Raw genomic sequence first — 17,022 nt, 5'->3', positions numbered from 1 at the left:
GCCCTGATAAGATAATATGGGAAAAATGATCCTGCCGGAAACGGTAGGATTTTTCTTTTTTTTATAATTCGCATAGGATTTATCGGATTTACTATTTCCAAATGACCAAATATGTGAGAGAATATACAAAACATAAAAATCCAATGATATCCATCTATTCTAAGGAGGAATTGTCCATGTCTGAAGAACGTAAACTTGCGCTAGAAACTCTCGCGGTCCACGCGGGTCAGGAAATTGATCCCACTACATATTCACGGGCCGTACCATTGTATCAAACAACATCCTATGGATTTCGGGATACTGAGCACGCTGCGAATTTGTTTGGGTTGAAGGAATTCGGAAATATTTATTCCCGTATTATGAATCCAACCAACGACGTGTTTGAAAAACGTGTTGCGGCGCTTGAAGGCGGTGTTGGTGCACTTGCTACATCTTCTGGTCAGGCAGCGATCACTTTCTCTATTCTTAATATTGCAGGCGCGGGAGATGAGATCGTCTCATCGACAACACTGTACGGCGGTACTTATAACTTATTCTCCACGACGCTTGCGAAGCTAGGCATTAATGTGAAGTTTGTTGATTCCTCAAATCCTGAGAACTACCGTGCGGCTATTACGGACAAGACAAAGGCATTATATGCGGAGACTATTGGAAATCCTAAAGGTGATGTGCTTGATATTGAAGCAGTCGCGGCGATTGCTCATGAACATGGTATTCCGTTGATCGTAGACAATACGTTCCCAAGTCCATACTTGCTGCGTCCAATTGAATTTGGTGCAGATATCGTTGTTCATTCTGCAACGAAATTTATTGGTGGTCATGGTACGTCGATTGGTGGCGTAATTGTAGATAGTGGTAAATTTGATTGGACAGCGAATGATAAGTTCCCGGGACTCACGAGTCCGGATCCAAGTTACAATGGCGTCGTGTATACGGACGCAGTTGGACCACTAGCATATATCATTAAAGCTCGCGTGCAATTACAACGTGATCTGGGTGCTTCATTAGCACCGTTTAATGCCTGGTTACTTCTTCAAGGGCTAGAGACTTTGCATCTACGTGTAGAACGTCATAGTGAGAATGCACTTAAAGTGGCGAAATATTTGGAAGCTCATGACAAAGTAGAGTGGGTTAGTTATGCTGGACTCCCAAGCCACGCATCCTATGATTTAGCGCAAAAGTATTTGCCAAAAGGTCAAGGAGCGATTCTGACTTTCGGTATTAAGGGTGGCGTAGAAGCTGGACGTAAGCTGATTGAGAATGTGAAGTTGTTCTCTCACCTTGCTAATGTCGGGGATTCCAAATCACTCATTATTCACCCTGCTAGTACGACACATTTACAACTTTCTGAAGAGGAACAATTATCAGCTGGTGTTAATCCAGAATTGATTCGTCTGTCTATCGGCACGGAGTCAATCGATGATATTATTTATGATCTAGAACAGGCAATTGCAGCTAGTCAAGCGTAGTTGGTGCGAGAATAACTAAGCTAATGAATAAGAGTCGCTGATAGGGATATATGAATCCCTGCTCAGCGACTTTTTTTGTTTTTATTGAAAGAAATTGTCACCAAAACATCTTTGCCAGCACATATTTACAGCAGTAAGAAAAAGGTTTAGAATAAAGCTAAAGTTTCACTAAGGAAAAATTATTGTCCTAGTACAACAATGATTATCGTTCTCAATTACATGCTGCTCCGGGTATTCCCGGGGCGGCATGTGTCATTTTCAGGGTATTAACAATAGTATTCATTCTCAATTAGCTATTACAAAAAGGAGGAGTTTTGAAATGGAAGCTGTACACAAAGCTATGCCTGCTACTCAGAAATCGGCGAATCAACCAGGTCCGAAACGTCGCCCCCGTTTTTCTTTACTTGCCCTGTTACGCCACCGGGAGATGTTGTTAACGATATGTAGTGGGGGATTAATGCTGGCTGCTTGGGGGATTGGAAGTTGGTCACAAATGTTCTCAGTGCTACTGTATATAGCGTCTTATGTGCTAGGGGGATATTTGAAGGCTAAGGAAGGTCTGATCACTTTATTTAAGGATCGCGATCTGGACGTTAATCTACTGATGATTGCTGCAGCGCTAGGTGCTGCCTCTATAGGTTATTGGAATGAAGGTGCGATGCTCATTTTTATCTTCGCGCTTAGCGGTGCAATGGAGTCTTTTGCCAGTGAGCGAAGTCGTAAGGACATATCGGCCTTGATTGCATTAAAACCAGAGACGGCGCTTCGGGTTGAAGGGGGCGGAATGAAGCAGGTTACCGTGGAAGAGTTATGTGTCGGAGATTTACTTCTGGTGAGACCTGGTGAAGTTATTCCAGCCGATGGTTTCATTCAAAGTGGAGGGTCATCGGTAAATCAGGCAACCATCACAGGCGAATCGATCCCGGTAGATAAAAGGCAAGGTGACGGCGTATATGCTGGTACGCTGAATGGTGAAGGTGCGCTATACGTGGAAGTTACGAGCCCAGCTGAAGGTACTCTTTTTGCAAAGATCGTTGCTCTAGTAGAGCAGGCTCAGAATGAGACGCCTCAAACGCAAAGACTTATTAAGCGCTTGGAAGGTGTCTATGCAAAGGGGGTAGTCCTTGTAACGATAGGGCTCATCATCTTGCCAGTACTCCTCCTAGATTGGGCTTGGTCAGTGGCTTTCTATAAAGCCATGGTATTTCTAGTTGTGGCATCTCCTTGTGCGATCGTCTCATCCGTCATGCCTGCCATGTTGTCGGCGATGTCCAAAAGCGCTAGACGCGGTGTGCTCTTTAAAGGTGGCGTACACATGGATCATTTGGGAGTTACCAAGGTCGTTGCGTTTGATAAAACAGGAACGCTGACAGCAGGTTTACCCGTTGTGACGGAGCTGATTCCGGCTGATGGTTATGAGCGATTAGAATTACTTTCGGCTTGTGCTGCTGCGGAAAATCTGTCGGAACATCCACTTGCTCGTGCTATTGTGAGAAAGGCAGAAGAGGAAGGCCTAGAAATCAAGACAGCTGAGGAATTGCAAGCCCTAACGGGCTGGGGAATTGAGGCTCGTATTGAGGGGACGATATGGCGTATCGGTAAAGCGGATGAGAATGATCCAAGCTTACCTGAAGCGTTGAGACACAACCTTCATTTGTTGGTGAATGACGGCAATACAGTGTCTGTAATTCAATGTGGTGACAAGTATGCTGGATTGATTGCCCTAAAAGATACGATTCGCCCACAGGCTAAGGCGGCACTTTCCAAGTTGCATAAGCTTGGTGTAACAACGGTAATGTTGACGGGAGATCGTAGCGGAACCGCCCAGTCTGTTGCTAGAGAAGCAGGTATCGATTTGGTATATGGAGACCTCTTACCTCAGGATAAGTTGAATCACATTGGTGAGTTACGTGCTAAATACGGTCACGTCGTCATGGTAGGAGATGGCGTAAATGATGCACCTGCACTGGCAGCGGCCACGGTAGGGATGGCAATGGGGGGAGGAGGTAGTGGAGCCGCGCTAGAAGTGGCGGATGTGGTGCTAATGAATGATGATTTAGAGCGAGTTGCAGAGACCATCGATCTAGCACGAAGAGCACGAAGAATCGTGAAGCAGAATTTGATCTTTGCTGCCAGTGTCATCACACTCCTCATTATAGGGAACTTTGCGCAAAACTTACCATTGCCGCTTGGGGTTGTAGGACACGAAGGTAGTACTATTCTTGTTATCCTAAATGGATTACGTCTATTGCGCTAACTTTAACAATTAGCTTCATCAATCCTTCATTTAATATTCATAGAACCCTGCTACTACGAATGTTGACAGTATTCACTCTATTAAACATAATTAAAGTAGATTCCAGTGAATTCCCCTGAAGGAGGATTTTATATATGTATAAATCAATTATTATCGGTACGGGACCAGCGGGTCTTACAGCAGCGATCTACTTGGCACGGGCTAACTTGAACCCGCTTGTGATTGAAGGACCACAACCAGGTGGACAACTGACTACCACAACTGAGGTAGAGAACTTCCCTGGGTTTCCTGAGGGAATTATGGGTCCAGAATTGATGGATAATATGCGTCAACAGGCTGAACGATTCGGAGCAGAGTTCCGCACAGGATGGGTAAATAGCGTAGACATGAGTCAGCGTCCATTTAAACTACAGGTCGAAGGTCTTGGCGAATTGGTTACGGAAACGTTGGTATTATCAACCGGGGCTACTGCAAAGTATCTAGGCATTCCGGGAGAACAAGATAATGTTGGACGTGGTGTGAGCACATGCGCTACTTGTGATGGTTTCTTTTTCCGTAACAAGGAAATTATCGTCGTAGGCGGCGGAGATTCTGCATTAGAAGAAGCGGGCTTCTTGACTCGCTTTGCATCGAAGGTGACGCTAGTACATCGCCGGGATGAAATGCGTGCATCTAAGATTATGCAAGATCGTGTTCGTGGTAATGAGAAGGTTGAGTGGGCTTTGAACCGTACACCAATTGAAGTTCTTACGGATGAGAAGGGTGTTACTGGACTCAAGGTTCGTAACAACGATACAGGCGAAGAAGAGATTATTAACGCTAGTGGTGTATTCGTTGCGATTGGTCACCATCCGAATACGGGTTTCCTTGGTGGGGCAATTGATACGGATGAGAATGGCTATATTATCGTGAAGCCAGGCACATCCGAGACCAATGTACCGGGAGTATTTGCTTGTGGTGATGTTCAAGATACTCGTTATCGTCAAGCGATTACTGCTGCAGGTAGTGGATGTATGGCCGCTATCGATTGTGAGAAATATATTGAGAACCTAGAGCATGAAGCTGTGGCATCTTCCGTTTAATAGTCAATAGAAGGAAGGGAGCATCACCGTGGAAAATGTTATCGTATATACAAGCACTAACTGCCCTCATTGCCGTCAAGTCAAGAGCTTTTTGAGCGAGAAAGGCGTATCTTATGAAGAGCGTAATATCGAGCAAAATGATGAGTTTGCTCAACAGGTATGGGATATGGGATTACGCGCAGTACCGGTTACGCTGATTGGTGAACACCGCATCATGGGGATGAACAAACTCCAGTTTGAAAAAGCACTGGTTGAGTAAGTAACACAGGCAAGCTAAAAAAGAGCCCATATGGGCTCTTTGCAAGGAGAGCAGATCACTTGATCTGTTCTCTTTTTTTCTGATATTTAGATTAAGTAGCATCTAGTGAAATAGCCCGGCGACAAGCTGGAACACGAAATAACTGACGACACCGCCACCAATTAGAGTGAATCCGGCTTTCTTTTTTCCTTGGAATAAGCGTAGGACGCCTAGACTTATCATAGGGGCGATTATCAGTACACAGCACATGACAGTAACAAACAATTGGACGGAAATATCGGAAGTATCCACAATGGTCATAGCGTTGTCTCTCCATTCTTACCAAATAATCAAATGCTATGATAAAAATCACATAAAATCATATTATTTATTATACCTAAATCTAGGTCAATTGGTAGGAGATTGATTGAGAAAATAAGGCAAATTTACGTCATTTTTAGAAGTTTCCATTCGTTTTTTGCTTGAGCGGAATGATTCGTGTTACCTCGACAAAACTAGAAACCTTCTGCAATATTGGCTGTGATACAATGAGCTAAATGGAAGCTTGGACGATGTGTAGCTGTCTACTGTTGCTAGGGAGGACGACCAACGAGAGAAGGGGGCTAAGGTGATGAGACTGAGATTTCATAAACGCTGGCTTATAGTGGGATTTATCGGTGTCACCTTATTTGGATCGATCCCACCCGGATGGGGAGTTGTTGAAGTGCATGCTGCTGCAGACATAGCATCTGTAACCTCTTCTTTACAAATTCAAACGAAACTAGCAGAGGGGATGGCAATACGTCAAACCTCCATAGCGTTCAAATACAAGGGTTCAACGAAAAATATAGAAAACATGTTGAAACAAGCGATGAATGGAGCGCTCGATAAGGATCCTTATACGAAATACATCGTGGATCGTTATGCTTATTCCTGGCGCGGTACCGCGGGCTACGCGAAGATTTCGGTACAAATCACATATCGTGAGACGGCAGAGCAATCGGCTTATGTGAATGAGAGAGTCCGCACTATATTGAAGGAAATTATTGGGCCTAATATGAACGATCACCAAAAGGTTAAGGCTATACATGATTATGTGGTGATGAATTTGAAATATGACGAGAATTTACAGCGTTATACGGCATATGAAGGATTACGTACGGGTGAAGCGGTTTGTCAAGGCTATACACTCCTAACCTATAAGCTCTTGAAAGGCGCAGGGCTGGAGAACTTGATTGTTGAGGGAACGGCTGGAGGACAACTTCATGCGTGGAACTTAGTCTTATTAGACTCCAAGTGGTATCACATCGACACGACTTGGGACGATCCGATCAGGGATTCTTTAACTGGAATCAGGTATACGTATTATCTTAGAACGGATAAGCAGATGAGAAGCGATCATACATGGACCAAGAACTATCCTGCGGCAACATCCACATATAAAGAAATCCTCCACAACTTGATCAAGAAGGGCGGGAAAGTAACTGCCTTCTATCAAGAACTGGAGGAAGATCTGGGATACAATTTATATAATGATGATGCTATTATTAGCAATTCAACAGGACTACAGTCCAAAGTGAAACAAGGCCTTAAAAAGAACAAACGCACGGTTACCATAAGATATTCCGGCAAGGAACAGAAATTGCTTGAAGACCTTGGCGGCTTATACACGTTGAATATAAAGAACATCAGCTATCTTATGGAACCGCTTGAAGGAACCGATGATTGGCGAGTCGAGATTCATTGGGATCTGAAATAGAGCTCCCTATCTAGCGCCTAGGAGGGCCATCAAATTGACATTCTTTAAGCGGAATCATTTTACTTTTCTTGCTCCATTTATAACCGAGCCAGAGGATCAGAAATAACGGAATGCTGAGATAAGTGACGATAAGCCCGTACCAGTCAATGGAACCTCCAGTGAAGGCGGGCATACTCTGACCAAGAATAACGACAAAGCACAGAACGAAGGCAAAGATAGGTCCAAATGGGAACCAACGTGCCCGGTAAGGGAGATCGTTCAGATCAAGGCCTTGGGCGACATAAGCTCTCCGGAAGCGATAATGGCTTATGGCAATGCCGAGCCAAGTGATAAAACCACACATCCCTGAGGCATTTAATAGCCAGGTGTAGACGACTCCATCGCCGAATAGAGAAGCTAAAAATGCTGTCATACCAACTAAAGTGGTCATAAGTAGAGCATTCATTGGAATACCATGGCGATTAAGCTTACCTAGAAATTTAGGTGCTTTACCACGTTTTGCTAGCGAATAGAGTACCCGTGATGAAGCATACATTCCTGAATTACCAGCAGATAGTACCGAGGACAAAATGACAGCGTTCATGACCGAAGCTGCAAAGGCTAGACCGGCTTTTTCAAATACGAGCGTGAACGGGCTAACTCCGATATTCTCGATTCCATCTTTGAGTAAGTTGGGATTGGTATACGGAATCAACAGACCGATAACGAGAATGGCTAAAATGTAGAAGATTAGAATCCGCCAGAATACTTGACGGATCGCACGTGGGACATGCTCCCTCGGATTATCACTCTCACCAGCTGCGACGCCTATCATTTCTGTCCCCTGGAATGAGAATCCAGCCGCCATGAACACCCCTAATATACCGAGGAATCCACCATGAAACGGTGCGTCTCCCGTTGTGAAATTACTAAATCCTACAGCCTTTCCTCCCAAAATACCAAAAATCATAAGAACCCCAATAACTAGAAAAATAACAACAACAGCGATCTTGATCATCGCGAACCAATATTCAGACTCTCCATAACCTTTAACAGATAACACGTTTATGCCCAGAATAATGGCCAAGAAGAGAACGCTCCACATTAACGAGGAGCTCTCAGGGAACCAGTATTTGATGATTAGTGTTGCAGCAGATAATTCAGCTGCGATAGTAATCGCCCAGTTATACCAGAAGTTCCAGCCCATAGCGAATCCCAGTGAAGGATCAACATAACGAGAAGCGTATGTCTCGAATGATCCAGAATCCGGCATGTAGGTAGCGAGTTCTCCCAAGCTGGTCATGAGGAAATAGACCATAATTCCGACGGCTGTATAAGCTAGTAGGGCCCCACCTGGTCCCGCTGTAGCAATGGCTCCACCGCTGGCGAGGAACAGTCCCGTTCCGATGGAACCACCCAGCGCAATCATCGTCATATGACGGGCTTTGAGGCCAGGTTTTAAATTGTTAACAGATGCCACTTTTTTAGTGCTCATGAACAAAACTAACTCCTTCAAAATAGGGATTTTCCCGTAGTTAATTTAGAGAGGGGATCAGGTCAATCCAGATATAGAAAAGACCGCAGAAAGGACTCTGCGGTCTTATTATACATTCGTTGTATCCGCACCATTCCTCTATGAAGATAGCTCAACACGATTTCCCCCGGGTGAAGGAAAATCGTGACAGTTCTGTCCCTTTCGGAAACAGCCCCAGCATGGCGCTAAATTGAAGCGATAGCGTCCACACTTCGGCGAAGGTGCCTTTTCCCTAGGATCTACAGCGGCTTCAACGCCTTCTCCAGGGTACTCTTCACATTCGCGACCTCTACCTCATCGGTTAAATGATGAGGTTAATATTTGATTATTAGATGAACCGATCAAAGTATATCGTATGCTGTAAAGTCTAGCAATGAACAAATGTTGACAATCTACTCCGTTTCATTACCCCGTTCACGATTAGCCATTTGCTGCCATACGGTTCCGGCAGCTTCTTCTCCGGATTCAATTCGCTCCAGTGCCATTCGCACCTGCAGCCCAACTTCAAATTCTGGATCATCTATAGCATTTCGAAGTGCCTCTAGTGCGTTATCTGTCCCGACCTCGTACAGGAAGCGTGCGGCACGCCAGCGCACAAGTTTGTTACGGTCCCCTAATGCAGCAATCATTGGCTCTGTAGCGGCAGAATCACCAATGTCGGAGAGTGTGTCACCCGCCGTGCGTCGCACGACAGGAGAGGTATCTCGCAGTGCCTCGTAGAGCAGTTCCATCGCTTCCGGAGTACGAATGTCTCCGAGGTAGATTACTGCAAGACGACGTAGCTGCATTTTGGGGTCGCGAAGTGCCTGTTCGATTAACGGGAGCGCTTCGGGCCCCGGCTGTTGCAGCGCATCTAGTCCCGCGTAACGAACTTGCCAATCTTCGCTTTGTAGGGAGGAAGCGATCTCTTCCAAGCTCAGCTGGCGGCGTTGCTCGATGAACTCACCTTCGTTGCGCCCATGTGCAATAGCTTGGGCAACAATATCTTGCAGTCGTTCTTGCGGAAATGCTGCCTCAAGTTCTTGCTCGATCTCACGGGCAATATCCTCGAGTTCTCCATAGCGGACACCGTAATCACTTAGCTTACGTTCCTTAATGAGCGTAGAGCTGGCTACTTCGGTCACGGCGGATACAAATCGCTGAGAGAGGCCAATTCGTTCCTCGCGTGTGCCTGACTTAACCCTGATCTGCATCGGAATTCCACGGAAGTACTGAACGAATACTTGGGCTTCTCCATAACCAACAGGTTCTTCATTGCCCGGATTCCACGCGGATTCAACGGTATCCTGTCCGAACTGTTCCTGTACTTGAGATAGGATAGCGGCCCAGTCTGCATTTCCCTTGCGATCTAATGCCACAAAGTCGGCGGTGTGAAATACACTTTTTACCCCGGGGATGTTCAGCAGCCTACTTATCCATGCTGGAGCGGAGCGTTCATTGTCCTGATTGTATGTTTTCCGGATACCCGGAGCTAAGCTTTCGTCTAAATGAAGCTTCATTGAATTTGGACTTGGTGTTGGTTCTATAAATACGATTTTCATAAACTGTTCACAACTCCTTTCGTAATTATTCTACCTCATCAGAGACTAATGCCCAAGTGTTCTCGAAAATAGAAGGAATAAAAAGGAACCGATTCGCCACAATAAAATAGAGGCATTGAAGGGGGCGGTCCTTAGGATGTTCAGAAAACAAGAGAAAAACTTGGTAATCGTATGTCTAGTAGTGGCTGTAATTATGCTCTATGCAGTGGTTAAGAGTGTAATTCGTTTTATGAATTACTACTGAACTAAATAAAGAGAAGTACCCAACTAAGTTATTCAATCGAGAGATAAGACCATTACAAGCAGGGAGTTGAGTCCATCATATGTCTTCACTAGATTCTGTCACGTTAAGCCGAATTCTTACTGGGCTTACGCTGATCGTACATATAAATTTTGCTTCGGTTGGTGTCGGTGTACCCCTTATGATCGCACTTGCAGAGTGGAGGGGAATTCGTACGGGTGACCCACATTACACACTGCTTGCTCGTCGGTGGGCCAGGGGATTTGTCATCTCCGTTGCAGTTGGCGTCGTTACGGGGACAGCCATTGGTTTACAGCTCAGCTTACTTTGGCCAACCTTTATGAGGGTTGCTGGACAAGCAACTGCGCTCCCCCTGTTTATGGAGACATTCGCTTTTTTCATTGAAGCTATCTTTCTCGGTATTTACCTCTATACTTGGGAACGTTTCAAAAGGCCTATGCTTCATCTTTTGCTATTGATCCCAGTTGCAATCGGGTCTTCAACCTCGGCGTTCTTTATTACCTCACTTAATGCATTCATGAACACGCCACAGGGCTTTACGCTAGAGAACGGAGTGTTTACTAATATTCAGCCGCTCGTAGCTATGTTCAATCCTGCAACACCAACGAAAGTCTCGCATGTGTTGGCTTCTTCCTATACGGTTAGTGCGGGCTTGTTAGCAGGTATAGCTGCATTTAGCCTGATTCGGGGGCGTAAGCATGCCTATTTCAAAAAATCCCTAAAGTTAACGGTAACAGCAACATTAGTATTTGCGATATCAACGGCGATCATTGGGGATTTTTCCGGCAAATTTCTGGCCAAATATCAGCCTGAGAAACTGGCCGCTGGAGAATGGCATTTTGAGACGATGAAGCAGGCACCTTTGCTATATGGTGGTGTACTGGGTGAGAATAATGAAGTGAAATACGCAATTAAAATACCCTATGCTTTAAGTATTTTGGCGGGAAATTCTCCGAACACGACAGTAATTGGTTTAGATGAATTTCCGCAGGATGAGCAACCTCCATTATTAATTCACTATTTGTTTGATCTTATGGTGACGATTGGTGCATTGCTCGTCTTGATCCCCATCCTGTATTTGTTTCGTAGAAGATTACCTGGTAAGCAGAAAGGATATCCCAAGTGGTTGTTGGTCGCCATTTTAGCACTAGGTCCACTTGCCTTTATTGCGAATGAGTTAGGATGGATGTTTACAGAGTTTGGTAGACAACCTTGGATCATCCGAGGGTATATGAAGGTTGCGGATGCAGCTACTACATCTACAAGCGTAGCTCCGATGCTGCTACTGTTTGTCGTTTTGTATATTGTTCTCTGCGCATCATGTCTCAAAGTACTTGCCAAACTGTTTCGTAATAAAGATGTGATGGAAGAGATGAAGGAGTTAGGGATTGAAGGAGGAAAGATATCGTGAGCTATGAAGTGGTGGGCATAACGGTACTTTGGACGTTTCTTTTTGGCTATCTCATTGTCGCCTCCATTGATTTTGGCGCTGGCTTCTTTAGCTTTTATAGCGTGCTTACGAGACGTGAGCACAGACTCCACAACATCATTCAGCGTTATTTGTCACCTGTCTGGGAGGTAACGAATGTATTTCTGATTTTCTTTGTTGTTGGGCTCGTCGGATTCTTTCCCGAATCGGCGTATTATTATGGTACAGCTTTACTCGTTCCAGGGAGCCTTGTTATTGTACTTTTGGCGCTTCGTGGTGCTTATTATGCGTATAACACCTATGGCAGCAGCAAGTCAAACAACATATGGTATATGGGGATTTATGGCGCCACAGGCTTACTGATTCCGGCAGCATTATCGACGATTCTGGCAATTTCCGAAGGAGGTATTATCCTCGAAGAGGACGGTAGGGTCATTTTAGATTGGCTACAATTCTTTGCTAATCCTTACACTTGGTCTGTCATATTGCTGGCGATTGTATCCGTATTGTACATTTCTGCGATGTTCCTTGCCTTTTACGCGGGGAAGGCGGAGGATCACTCTGCCTTCGAAATACTTCGCGGATATGCATTAATGTGGAGTGGACCAACGATCCTAGCTAGTGTATTTGCCTTTTTTCAAATAAACCGCCAAAACCCGGAGCATTTCCGTAATATGCTGGGCATCTCTTGGATGTTTATCGCATCCTTCATTTGTTTTCTATGGGCTGTATACTATCTCTGGAAACGAATGAAATTAGGGTACGCCTTTATTTTAGTCATGCTGCAGTTTGGCTTTGCCTGGTATGGGTATGGTCGTTCCCACCTACCTTATATTTTGTTTGAGCAAGTGAACATCTATGAGCACTTTACGAATGAAACGATGGCAATAGCGCTCATTGCTGCATTTGTGGCCGGGCTGTTTATCTTAATTCCATCATTGATTTTATTAATGCGATTATTTCTCTTTGATGCCAAATATGTTCGCGGCAGTTCACCAAAGAAAGGATAGGATGAATATGGAGGATTTTCTCATTATGGTGGCTCCTCAGCTAGTAATTGCGTGTGCAGTTTTATTTCTGTTCTTGTATGGTTACAAGTATAATGACCCTACGGATTAAACAGGAAGTTTGGATATCAACACTATTTGATTTAAAATAGAACTATATTAATCTTGAAAAACAGTCTTCATTCTGTCTGTTAGAATAACGACTATTTGGATGATGGGGACAAATATGGGAGGAGACCTCGAACTTGCCAAAAACGCGCTACAACAATATGGACAATGTCGGAACTGACAAAACGTTGAAGCAGTTTAAACAATGGCGGGAAGAACGCCGCAGGAAGAGAAAGGATTATTCGTACCTTATTCCTAATTCACCACCCTTACTCGATTACTTAATGAAAAATAAGAGTGAAACTTCGGCTACTTGGATCGGCCACTCAACATTCCTCATCCAGTATGAAGGACTGAATATCGTAACGGATCCAGTATGGGCTACTCGGATGGGGTTTCAACGACGGTTGGGGTCGCCTGGCATTCCAATTGAGCAGGTCCCACAAATTGATCTCATCCTGATTTCTCACTCACATTATGATCATATGCATATATCGTCTATCCGCAAATTGTATGGCAAAGACACAACTCTAATTGTACCTATGGGACTCCGCCAGAAATTGGAACGTAAAGGCTTCCGGCGGATTCATGAATTGAGTTGGTGGGAGCATCTGTCTATCGGTAATGTAAAAATATCCTTTGTACCTACCCAACATTGGACACGCCGCACGTTATTCGATACCAATACATCTCATTGGGGCGGATATGTGCTTGAGTCAGTCGAGGGGAAGGCGCAAGTTATTTATTTTGCAGGAGATAGTGGCTATTTCCGTGGCTTTACCGACATAGGTGAGCGGTATGACATTGATATCGCGCTGTTGCCTATCGGGGCTTATGAGCCTGAATGGTTTATGACTTCTCAGCATACGACACCAGAGGAAGCACTCCAAGCATTTATTGATGTTAAGGCCAAACTGATGATTCCGATGCACTATGGTACCTTCAGGTTGGCTGACGATACAGCACGTGAAGCACTTGATCGACTTGAAGCAGAGCGGAAGCGCCTCGGAATTCCTGAGGAAGCTATTTCAATCTTGTTACACGGGGAGACACTTCGATTCCCAAATACCTAGATAGAATGCCAAAATGAAGCGGCAGTAATATTACTGCAATCTCTAATTGTGAGGTTGTAGTATATTACTGCCGTTTATTTTTAATAAATAGATTCTCGTTTTCCTACCACTCGTCCTTGGTAGCGTCTAAGCCGATTTGTGTTATAATGTTGAGTTAGTAGCGTGATTAATAATAAAGGATGGTAATGTCTAAATGATTAGTACTAATGGTGTAACGCTCCGCTATGGAAAACGGGCACTTTTCGAAGATGTAAATATAAAGTTTACGCCTGGTAACTGCTATGGTTTGATCGGAGCAAACGGAGCAGGGAAATCTACCTTCATTAAAATTCTGTCTGGAGAAATCGAACCCAATCAGGGCGAAGTACACATGACACCAGGCGAGCGTATGGCCGTGCTCAAGCAGAACCATTATGAGTATGATGATTTCTTCCCCGTGGAGACGGTAATCATGGGTCATTCGCGTCTGTATTCGATTATGAAAGAGAAGGATGCCTTATATGCTAAGGCTGACTTTACTGAAGAGGATGGAATGCGAGCAGGGGAGCTTGAGGGTGAATTTGCTGAGCTAAACGGTTGGGATGCAGAACCGGATGCGGCAGCACTATTGATCGGACTGGGTATTCCACGTGAGTTGCATGATAAGAAAATGTCAGAACTCAGCGGTAATGAGAAGGTTCGTGTTCTCTTGGCTCAGGCTCTGTTCGGCCGTCCACACAACTTGCTGTTGGATGAACCTACCAACCACTTGGACCTTGAATCGATTCAATGGCTTGAGAACTTCCTTATGGATTATGAAGGCACCGTTATTGTCGTATCCCATGATCGTCACTTCTTGAATAAGGTGTGTACGCACATTGCCGATATCGACTTTGGTAAAATCCAAATGTATGTGGGTAACTATGACTTCTGGTATGAATCCAGTCAGTTGGCGCTAGCGCTACAACGGGATGCTAACAAGAAGAAGGAAGAGAAGATTAAAGAACTTCAAGCCTTTATCCAACGTTTCTCGGCGAATGCTTCGAAATCCAAGCAAGCGACTTCCCGGAAGAAGCAATTGGATAAGATTACGCTTGATGATCTTCGTCCTTCTAACCGGAAGTATCCATTCTTGAACTTCAAAGCGGAGCGTGAAGCGGGTAAGCAGTTACTTACGGTTGATAGCCTCACGAAGAGTGTAGAAGGCGAGAAACTGCTTGATAATGTCAACTTTGTTGTGAACAAAGGGGACAAAATTGCATTAGTGGGACCTAACGGGGCTCCGAAGTCACTGTTATTCCAAATCCTTATGGGTGAGAGCGAAGCTGATTCGGGCGAATATAGCTGGGGCGTAACTACATCACAAGCTTATTTCCCGAAAGATAACTCCAACTATTTTGATGGAGTCGATTTGAACCTTGTCGACTGGCTGCGTCAATATTCGGCTGATCAGGATGAGACGTTCCTGCGGGGCTTCCTTGGACGGATGTTGTTCTCTGGAGAAGAAGCACTTAAGAAAGCAAGTGTGCTATCCGGAGGAGAGAAGGTCCGTTGTATGCTAGCGAAAATGATGCTCAACGGTGCCAATGTACTGTTATTCGATGAGCCAACCAATCACTTGGACTTGGAGTCGATTACGGCACTCAACAATGGATTGATTGATTTCGATGGAACAATCTTGTTCACATCCCATGACCATCAGTTCATTCAAACGATCGCGAATCGGATTATCGAAATTACACCAAATGGCGTTATTGATCGCATTATGTCGTATGACGAATATCTGGAGAGCGAAGAAATTCAAAAACTACGCGCATCCATGTATCCGCCAGAAGAGAAATAATATATGTTAATGAACAAGCCGCACTGCCCGTTGGGCAAGTGCGGCTTGTTTATTTGGAAATGCGGGTGCTTATGACCCGCCGGTCCGGCGGCGTTGGTTGTTAGGCTTTTTATTGTTCTGTGACTTCAAAGCCTTGGTCTGATGGTTCTCCGCCGTTCCTGGTCTATTCCCTGATGCTTGCTGCTGTTTCTTCTGTTGCAGCTTTTGGCGCATCGCTTCAGCCAAATTAATTTTGCGTGGTTCGTTATTCTCTGTCATACATATCATCTCCTCATAATAGAAAAGGGGGTACTCTTATATTAAACGTTTTTAAATGAGTGGACAACGGGAATAATGAATAAAGCTGCTTTAATCTTGTGCAACACTGCTTCTCTGGACCCACATGGTTAACATTTGCTAAGATGGTTAAACGATTTTGTTTCTTCTATTCTAGGGGAGAAATTTGGAGGTGCGGGTCATGGACATATATGAGGACATACGCAAAGGGGAACGTGGTGCGTGGGTCAGCATAGTGGCTTATTTGCTATTATCCGCATTTAAGTTATTTTGCGGTTATTTATTTGCTTCAAGCGCTTTGCAGGCTGACGGTTTTAACAATTTAACGGATATCGTTGCTTCGGTAGCGGTATTAATTGGTCTGCGTATTTCCCAGAAGCCACCTGATTCGGATCATACTTATGGGCACTTCCGGGCAGAGACGATTGCTGCGCTGATTGCCTCCTTCATTATGGCAATGGTTGGGTTCCAGGTAATCATTGATGCTGTTCGTTCATTATTTGAGGAACAGACTGGACAACCTGATGTGCGTTCAGCCTTTGTAGCATTGATCTGTGCTGTGGCGATGTGGGGTGTGTATCTATACAATCGTAAATTGGCCAAACAGATCAACAGTCAGGCATTGATGGCTGCTGCGAAGGATAACTTCTCAGATGCCTTGGTCAGCGTAGGGGCGGCCGTAGGGATTATCGGTGCTCAGTTCGGCTTGCCATGGCTCGACATCGTGGCTGCAATTGCTGTCGGTATACTTATCTGTAAGACAGCGTGGGATATTTTTTCTGACTCGACGCATCGTTTAAGTGATGGATTTGATGAGAAAGAGTTAGGGGATTTACGTGGGTCTATTGCACGTATTCAGGGTGTAGAAGGGATTAGAGAACTGAAGGCCCGCGTTCATGGTAATCGTGTGCTTGTTGATGTTGTTATCGAGGTTGATCCACAGTTGACGGTCATGGAAAGCCATGAGATTAGTGATCGAGTCGAAGAGAAAATGAGAAAAATCCAGAAAAATGTACTGAGCGTCCACGTCCATGTGGAGCCAAAAATAGAATAGATGGATTTAAGGAGCAGTGGAAGAGAAGACGTACGAGCTGGTAACAGCTAAGTATGTCTTTTTTTATTTGCACGAAAATTAAAAAAATCAGAGACTCTATTTATGCAGAGTAAAAATTTAGAAAAATAGGTA

General features: G+C 44.6%; 15 protein-coding genes and 1 riboswitch. Of the genes, 11 read left to right on the top strand and 4 right to left on the bottom strand.

All coding sequences use genetic code 11. The annotated features are described in order from the left end of the window. The first annotated feature begins 176 nt into the window (after positions 1–176). The 4 genes from IEW05_RS23960 to IEW05_RS23945 all read left to right on the top strand — a co-directional run bounded on the left by IEW05_RS23960 (position 177) and on the right by IEW05_RS23945 (position 5,067). Complete coding sequence (locus IEW05_RS23960) at positions 177–1,469, top strand: homocysteine synthase (protein ID WP_188542406.1); 1,293 nt, start codon at positions 177–179, stop codon at positions 1,467–1,469. 319 nt (positions 1,470–1,788) lie between these two features. Then, positions 1,789–3,726: a heavy metal translocating P-type ATPase gene (locus IEW05_RS23955; RefSeq protein WP_188542405.1), complete on the top strand. Its 1,938-nt coding sequence runs from the start codon at positions 1,789–1,791 to the stop codon at positions 3,724–3,726. A 134-nt stretch (positions 3,727–3,860) separates the two neighbouring features. Further along, on the top strand, positions 3,861–4,808 hold the full coding sequence (gene trxB, locus IEW05_RS23950) for a thioredoxin-disulfide reductase (RefSeq protein WP_188542404.1): 948 nt from the start codon (positions 3,861–3,863) through the stop codon (positions 4,806–4,808). 28 nt (positions 4,809–4,836) lie between these two features. Then, on the top strand, positions 4,837–5,067 hold the full coding sequence (locus IEW05_RS23945) for a glutaredoxin family protein (protein WP_188542403.1): 231 nt from the start codon (positions 4,837–4,839) through the stop codon (positions 5,065–5,067). Between the two features lie 102 nt (positions 5,068–5,169). Here IEW05_RS23945 and IEW05_RS23940 read toward each other — a convergent pair whose 3' ends face one another. Further along, positions 5,170–5,367 carry a hypothetical protein gene (locus IEW05_RS23940; RefSeq protein ID WP_188542402.1) on the bottom strand — a complete coding sequence of 66 codons (198 nt, stop codon included), beginning with the start codon at positions 5,365–5,367 and terminating at the stop codon, positions 5,170–5,172. A 310-nt stretch (positions 5,368–5,677) separates the two neighbouring features. On the opposite strand from IEW05_RS23940, the gene IEW05_RS23935 reads away from it, so the two are divergent. Then, positions 5,678–6,805 (top strand): transglutaminase domain-containing protein, encoded by a 1,128-nt coding sequence (locus IEW05_RS23935; RefSeq protein WP_188542401.1) that lies wholly within the window; start codon positions 5,678–5,680, stop codon positions 6,803–6,805. Positions 6,806–6,815: 10 nt separating this feature from the next. Here IEW05_RS23935 and IEW05_RS23930 read toward each other — a convergent pair whose 3' ends face one another. Together IEW05_RS23930 and IEW05_RS23925 are read right to left on the bottom strand one after the other, a co-directional pair. Beyond that, positions 6,816–8,279 carry an amino acid permease gene (locus IEW05_RS23930; protein WP_188542400.1) on the bottom strand — a complete coding sequence of 488 codons (1,464 nt, stop codon included), beginning with the start codon at positions 8,277–8,279 and terminating at the stop codon, positions 6,816–6,818. Positions 8,280–8,418: 139 nt separating this feature from the next. Next, positions 8,419–8,618, bottom strand: a riboswitch (Lysine riboswitch). 92 nt (positions 8,619–8,710) lie between these two features. After that, positions 8,711–9,859: a virulence factor gene (locus tag IEW05_RS23925; RefSeq protein WP_188542399.1), complete on the bottom strand. Its 1,149-nt coding sequence runs from the start codon at positions 9,857–9,859 to the stop codon at positions 8,711–8,713. A gap of 323 nt (positions 9,860–10,182) precedes the next feature. Between IEW05_RS23925 and IEW05_RS23920 the strand changes: the two genes are divergently transcribed. The 5 genes from IEW05_RS23920 (at position 10,183) to IEW05_RS23905 (ending at position 15,560) form a co-directional block, all read left to right on the top strand. After that, entirely contained in the window at positions 10,183–11,532 is a 1,350-nt protein-coding gene (locus IEW05_RS23920; RefSeq protein ID WP_188542398.1) for a cytochrome ubiquinol oxidase subunit I, read from the top strand. After that, entirely contained in the window at positions 11,529–12,560 is a 1,032-nt protein-coding gene (locus IEW05_RS23915; protein ID WP_188542397.1) for a cytochrome d ubiquinol oxidase subunit II, read from the top strand. The genes IEW05_RS23920 and IEW05_RS23915 overlap by 4 nt, the downstream gene beginning before the upstream one ends. A gap of 7 nt (positions 12,561–12,567) precedes the next feature. Further along, the gene (gene cydS, locus IEW05_RS26155) at positions 12,568–12,669 is read left to right on the top strand and encodes a cytochrome bd oxidase small subunit CydS family protein (protein WP_444543957.1); all 102 of its coding nucleotides are present in this window, start codon (positions 12,568–12,570) and stop codon (positions 12,667–12,669) included. Between the two features lie 133 nt (positions 12,670–12,802). Further along, on the top strand, positions 12,803–13,738 hold the full coding sequence (locus IEW05_RS23910) for an MBL fold metallo-hydrolase (RefSeq protein WP_188542396.1): 936 nt from the start codon (positions 12,803–12,805) through the stop codon (positions 13,736–13,738). 193 nt (positions 13,739–13,931) lie between these two features. Further along, a complete protein-coding gene (locus tag IEW05_RS23905; protein WP_188542395.1) occupies positions 13,932–15,560 on the top strand; it encodes an ABC-F family ATP-binding cassette domain-containing protein in 1,629 nt (542 codons plus the stop codon). A 69-nt stretch (positions 15,561–15,629) separates the two neighbouring features. On the opposite strand, the gene IEW05_RS23900 is transcribed toward IEW05_RS23905, so the two are convergent. Continuing rightward, positions 15,630–15,818, bottom strand: coding sequence for a hypothetical protein (locus IEW05_RS23900; protein WP_188542394.1), 189 nt, complete (start codon positions 15,816–15,818; stop codon positions 15,630–15,632). A gap of 199 nt (positions 15,819–16,017) precedes the next feature. Between IEW05_RS23900 and IEW05_RS23895 the strand changes: the two genes are divergently transcribed. Further along, positions 16,018–16,890 carry a cation diffusion facilitator family transporter gene (locus IEW05_RS23895; protein WP_188542393.1) on the top strand — a complete coding sequence of 291 codons (873 nt, stop codon included), beginning with the start codon at positions 16,018–16,020 and terminating at the stop codon, positions 16,888–16,890. Positions 16,891–17,022: the final 132 nt, after the last annotated feature.

This window comes from Paenibacillus segetis, from assembly GCF_014639155.1.
GTDB classification, from domain to species: Bacteria; Bacillota; Bacilli; order Paenibacillales; family Paenibacillaceae; genus Fontibacillus; species Fontibacillus segetis.
This window is presented reverse-complemented; position numbering and strand designations above follow the sequence as displayed.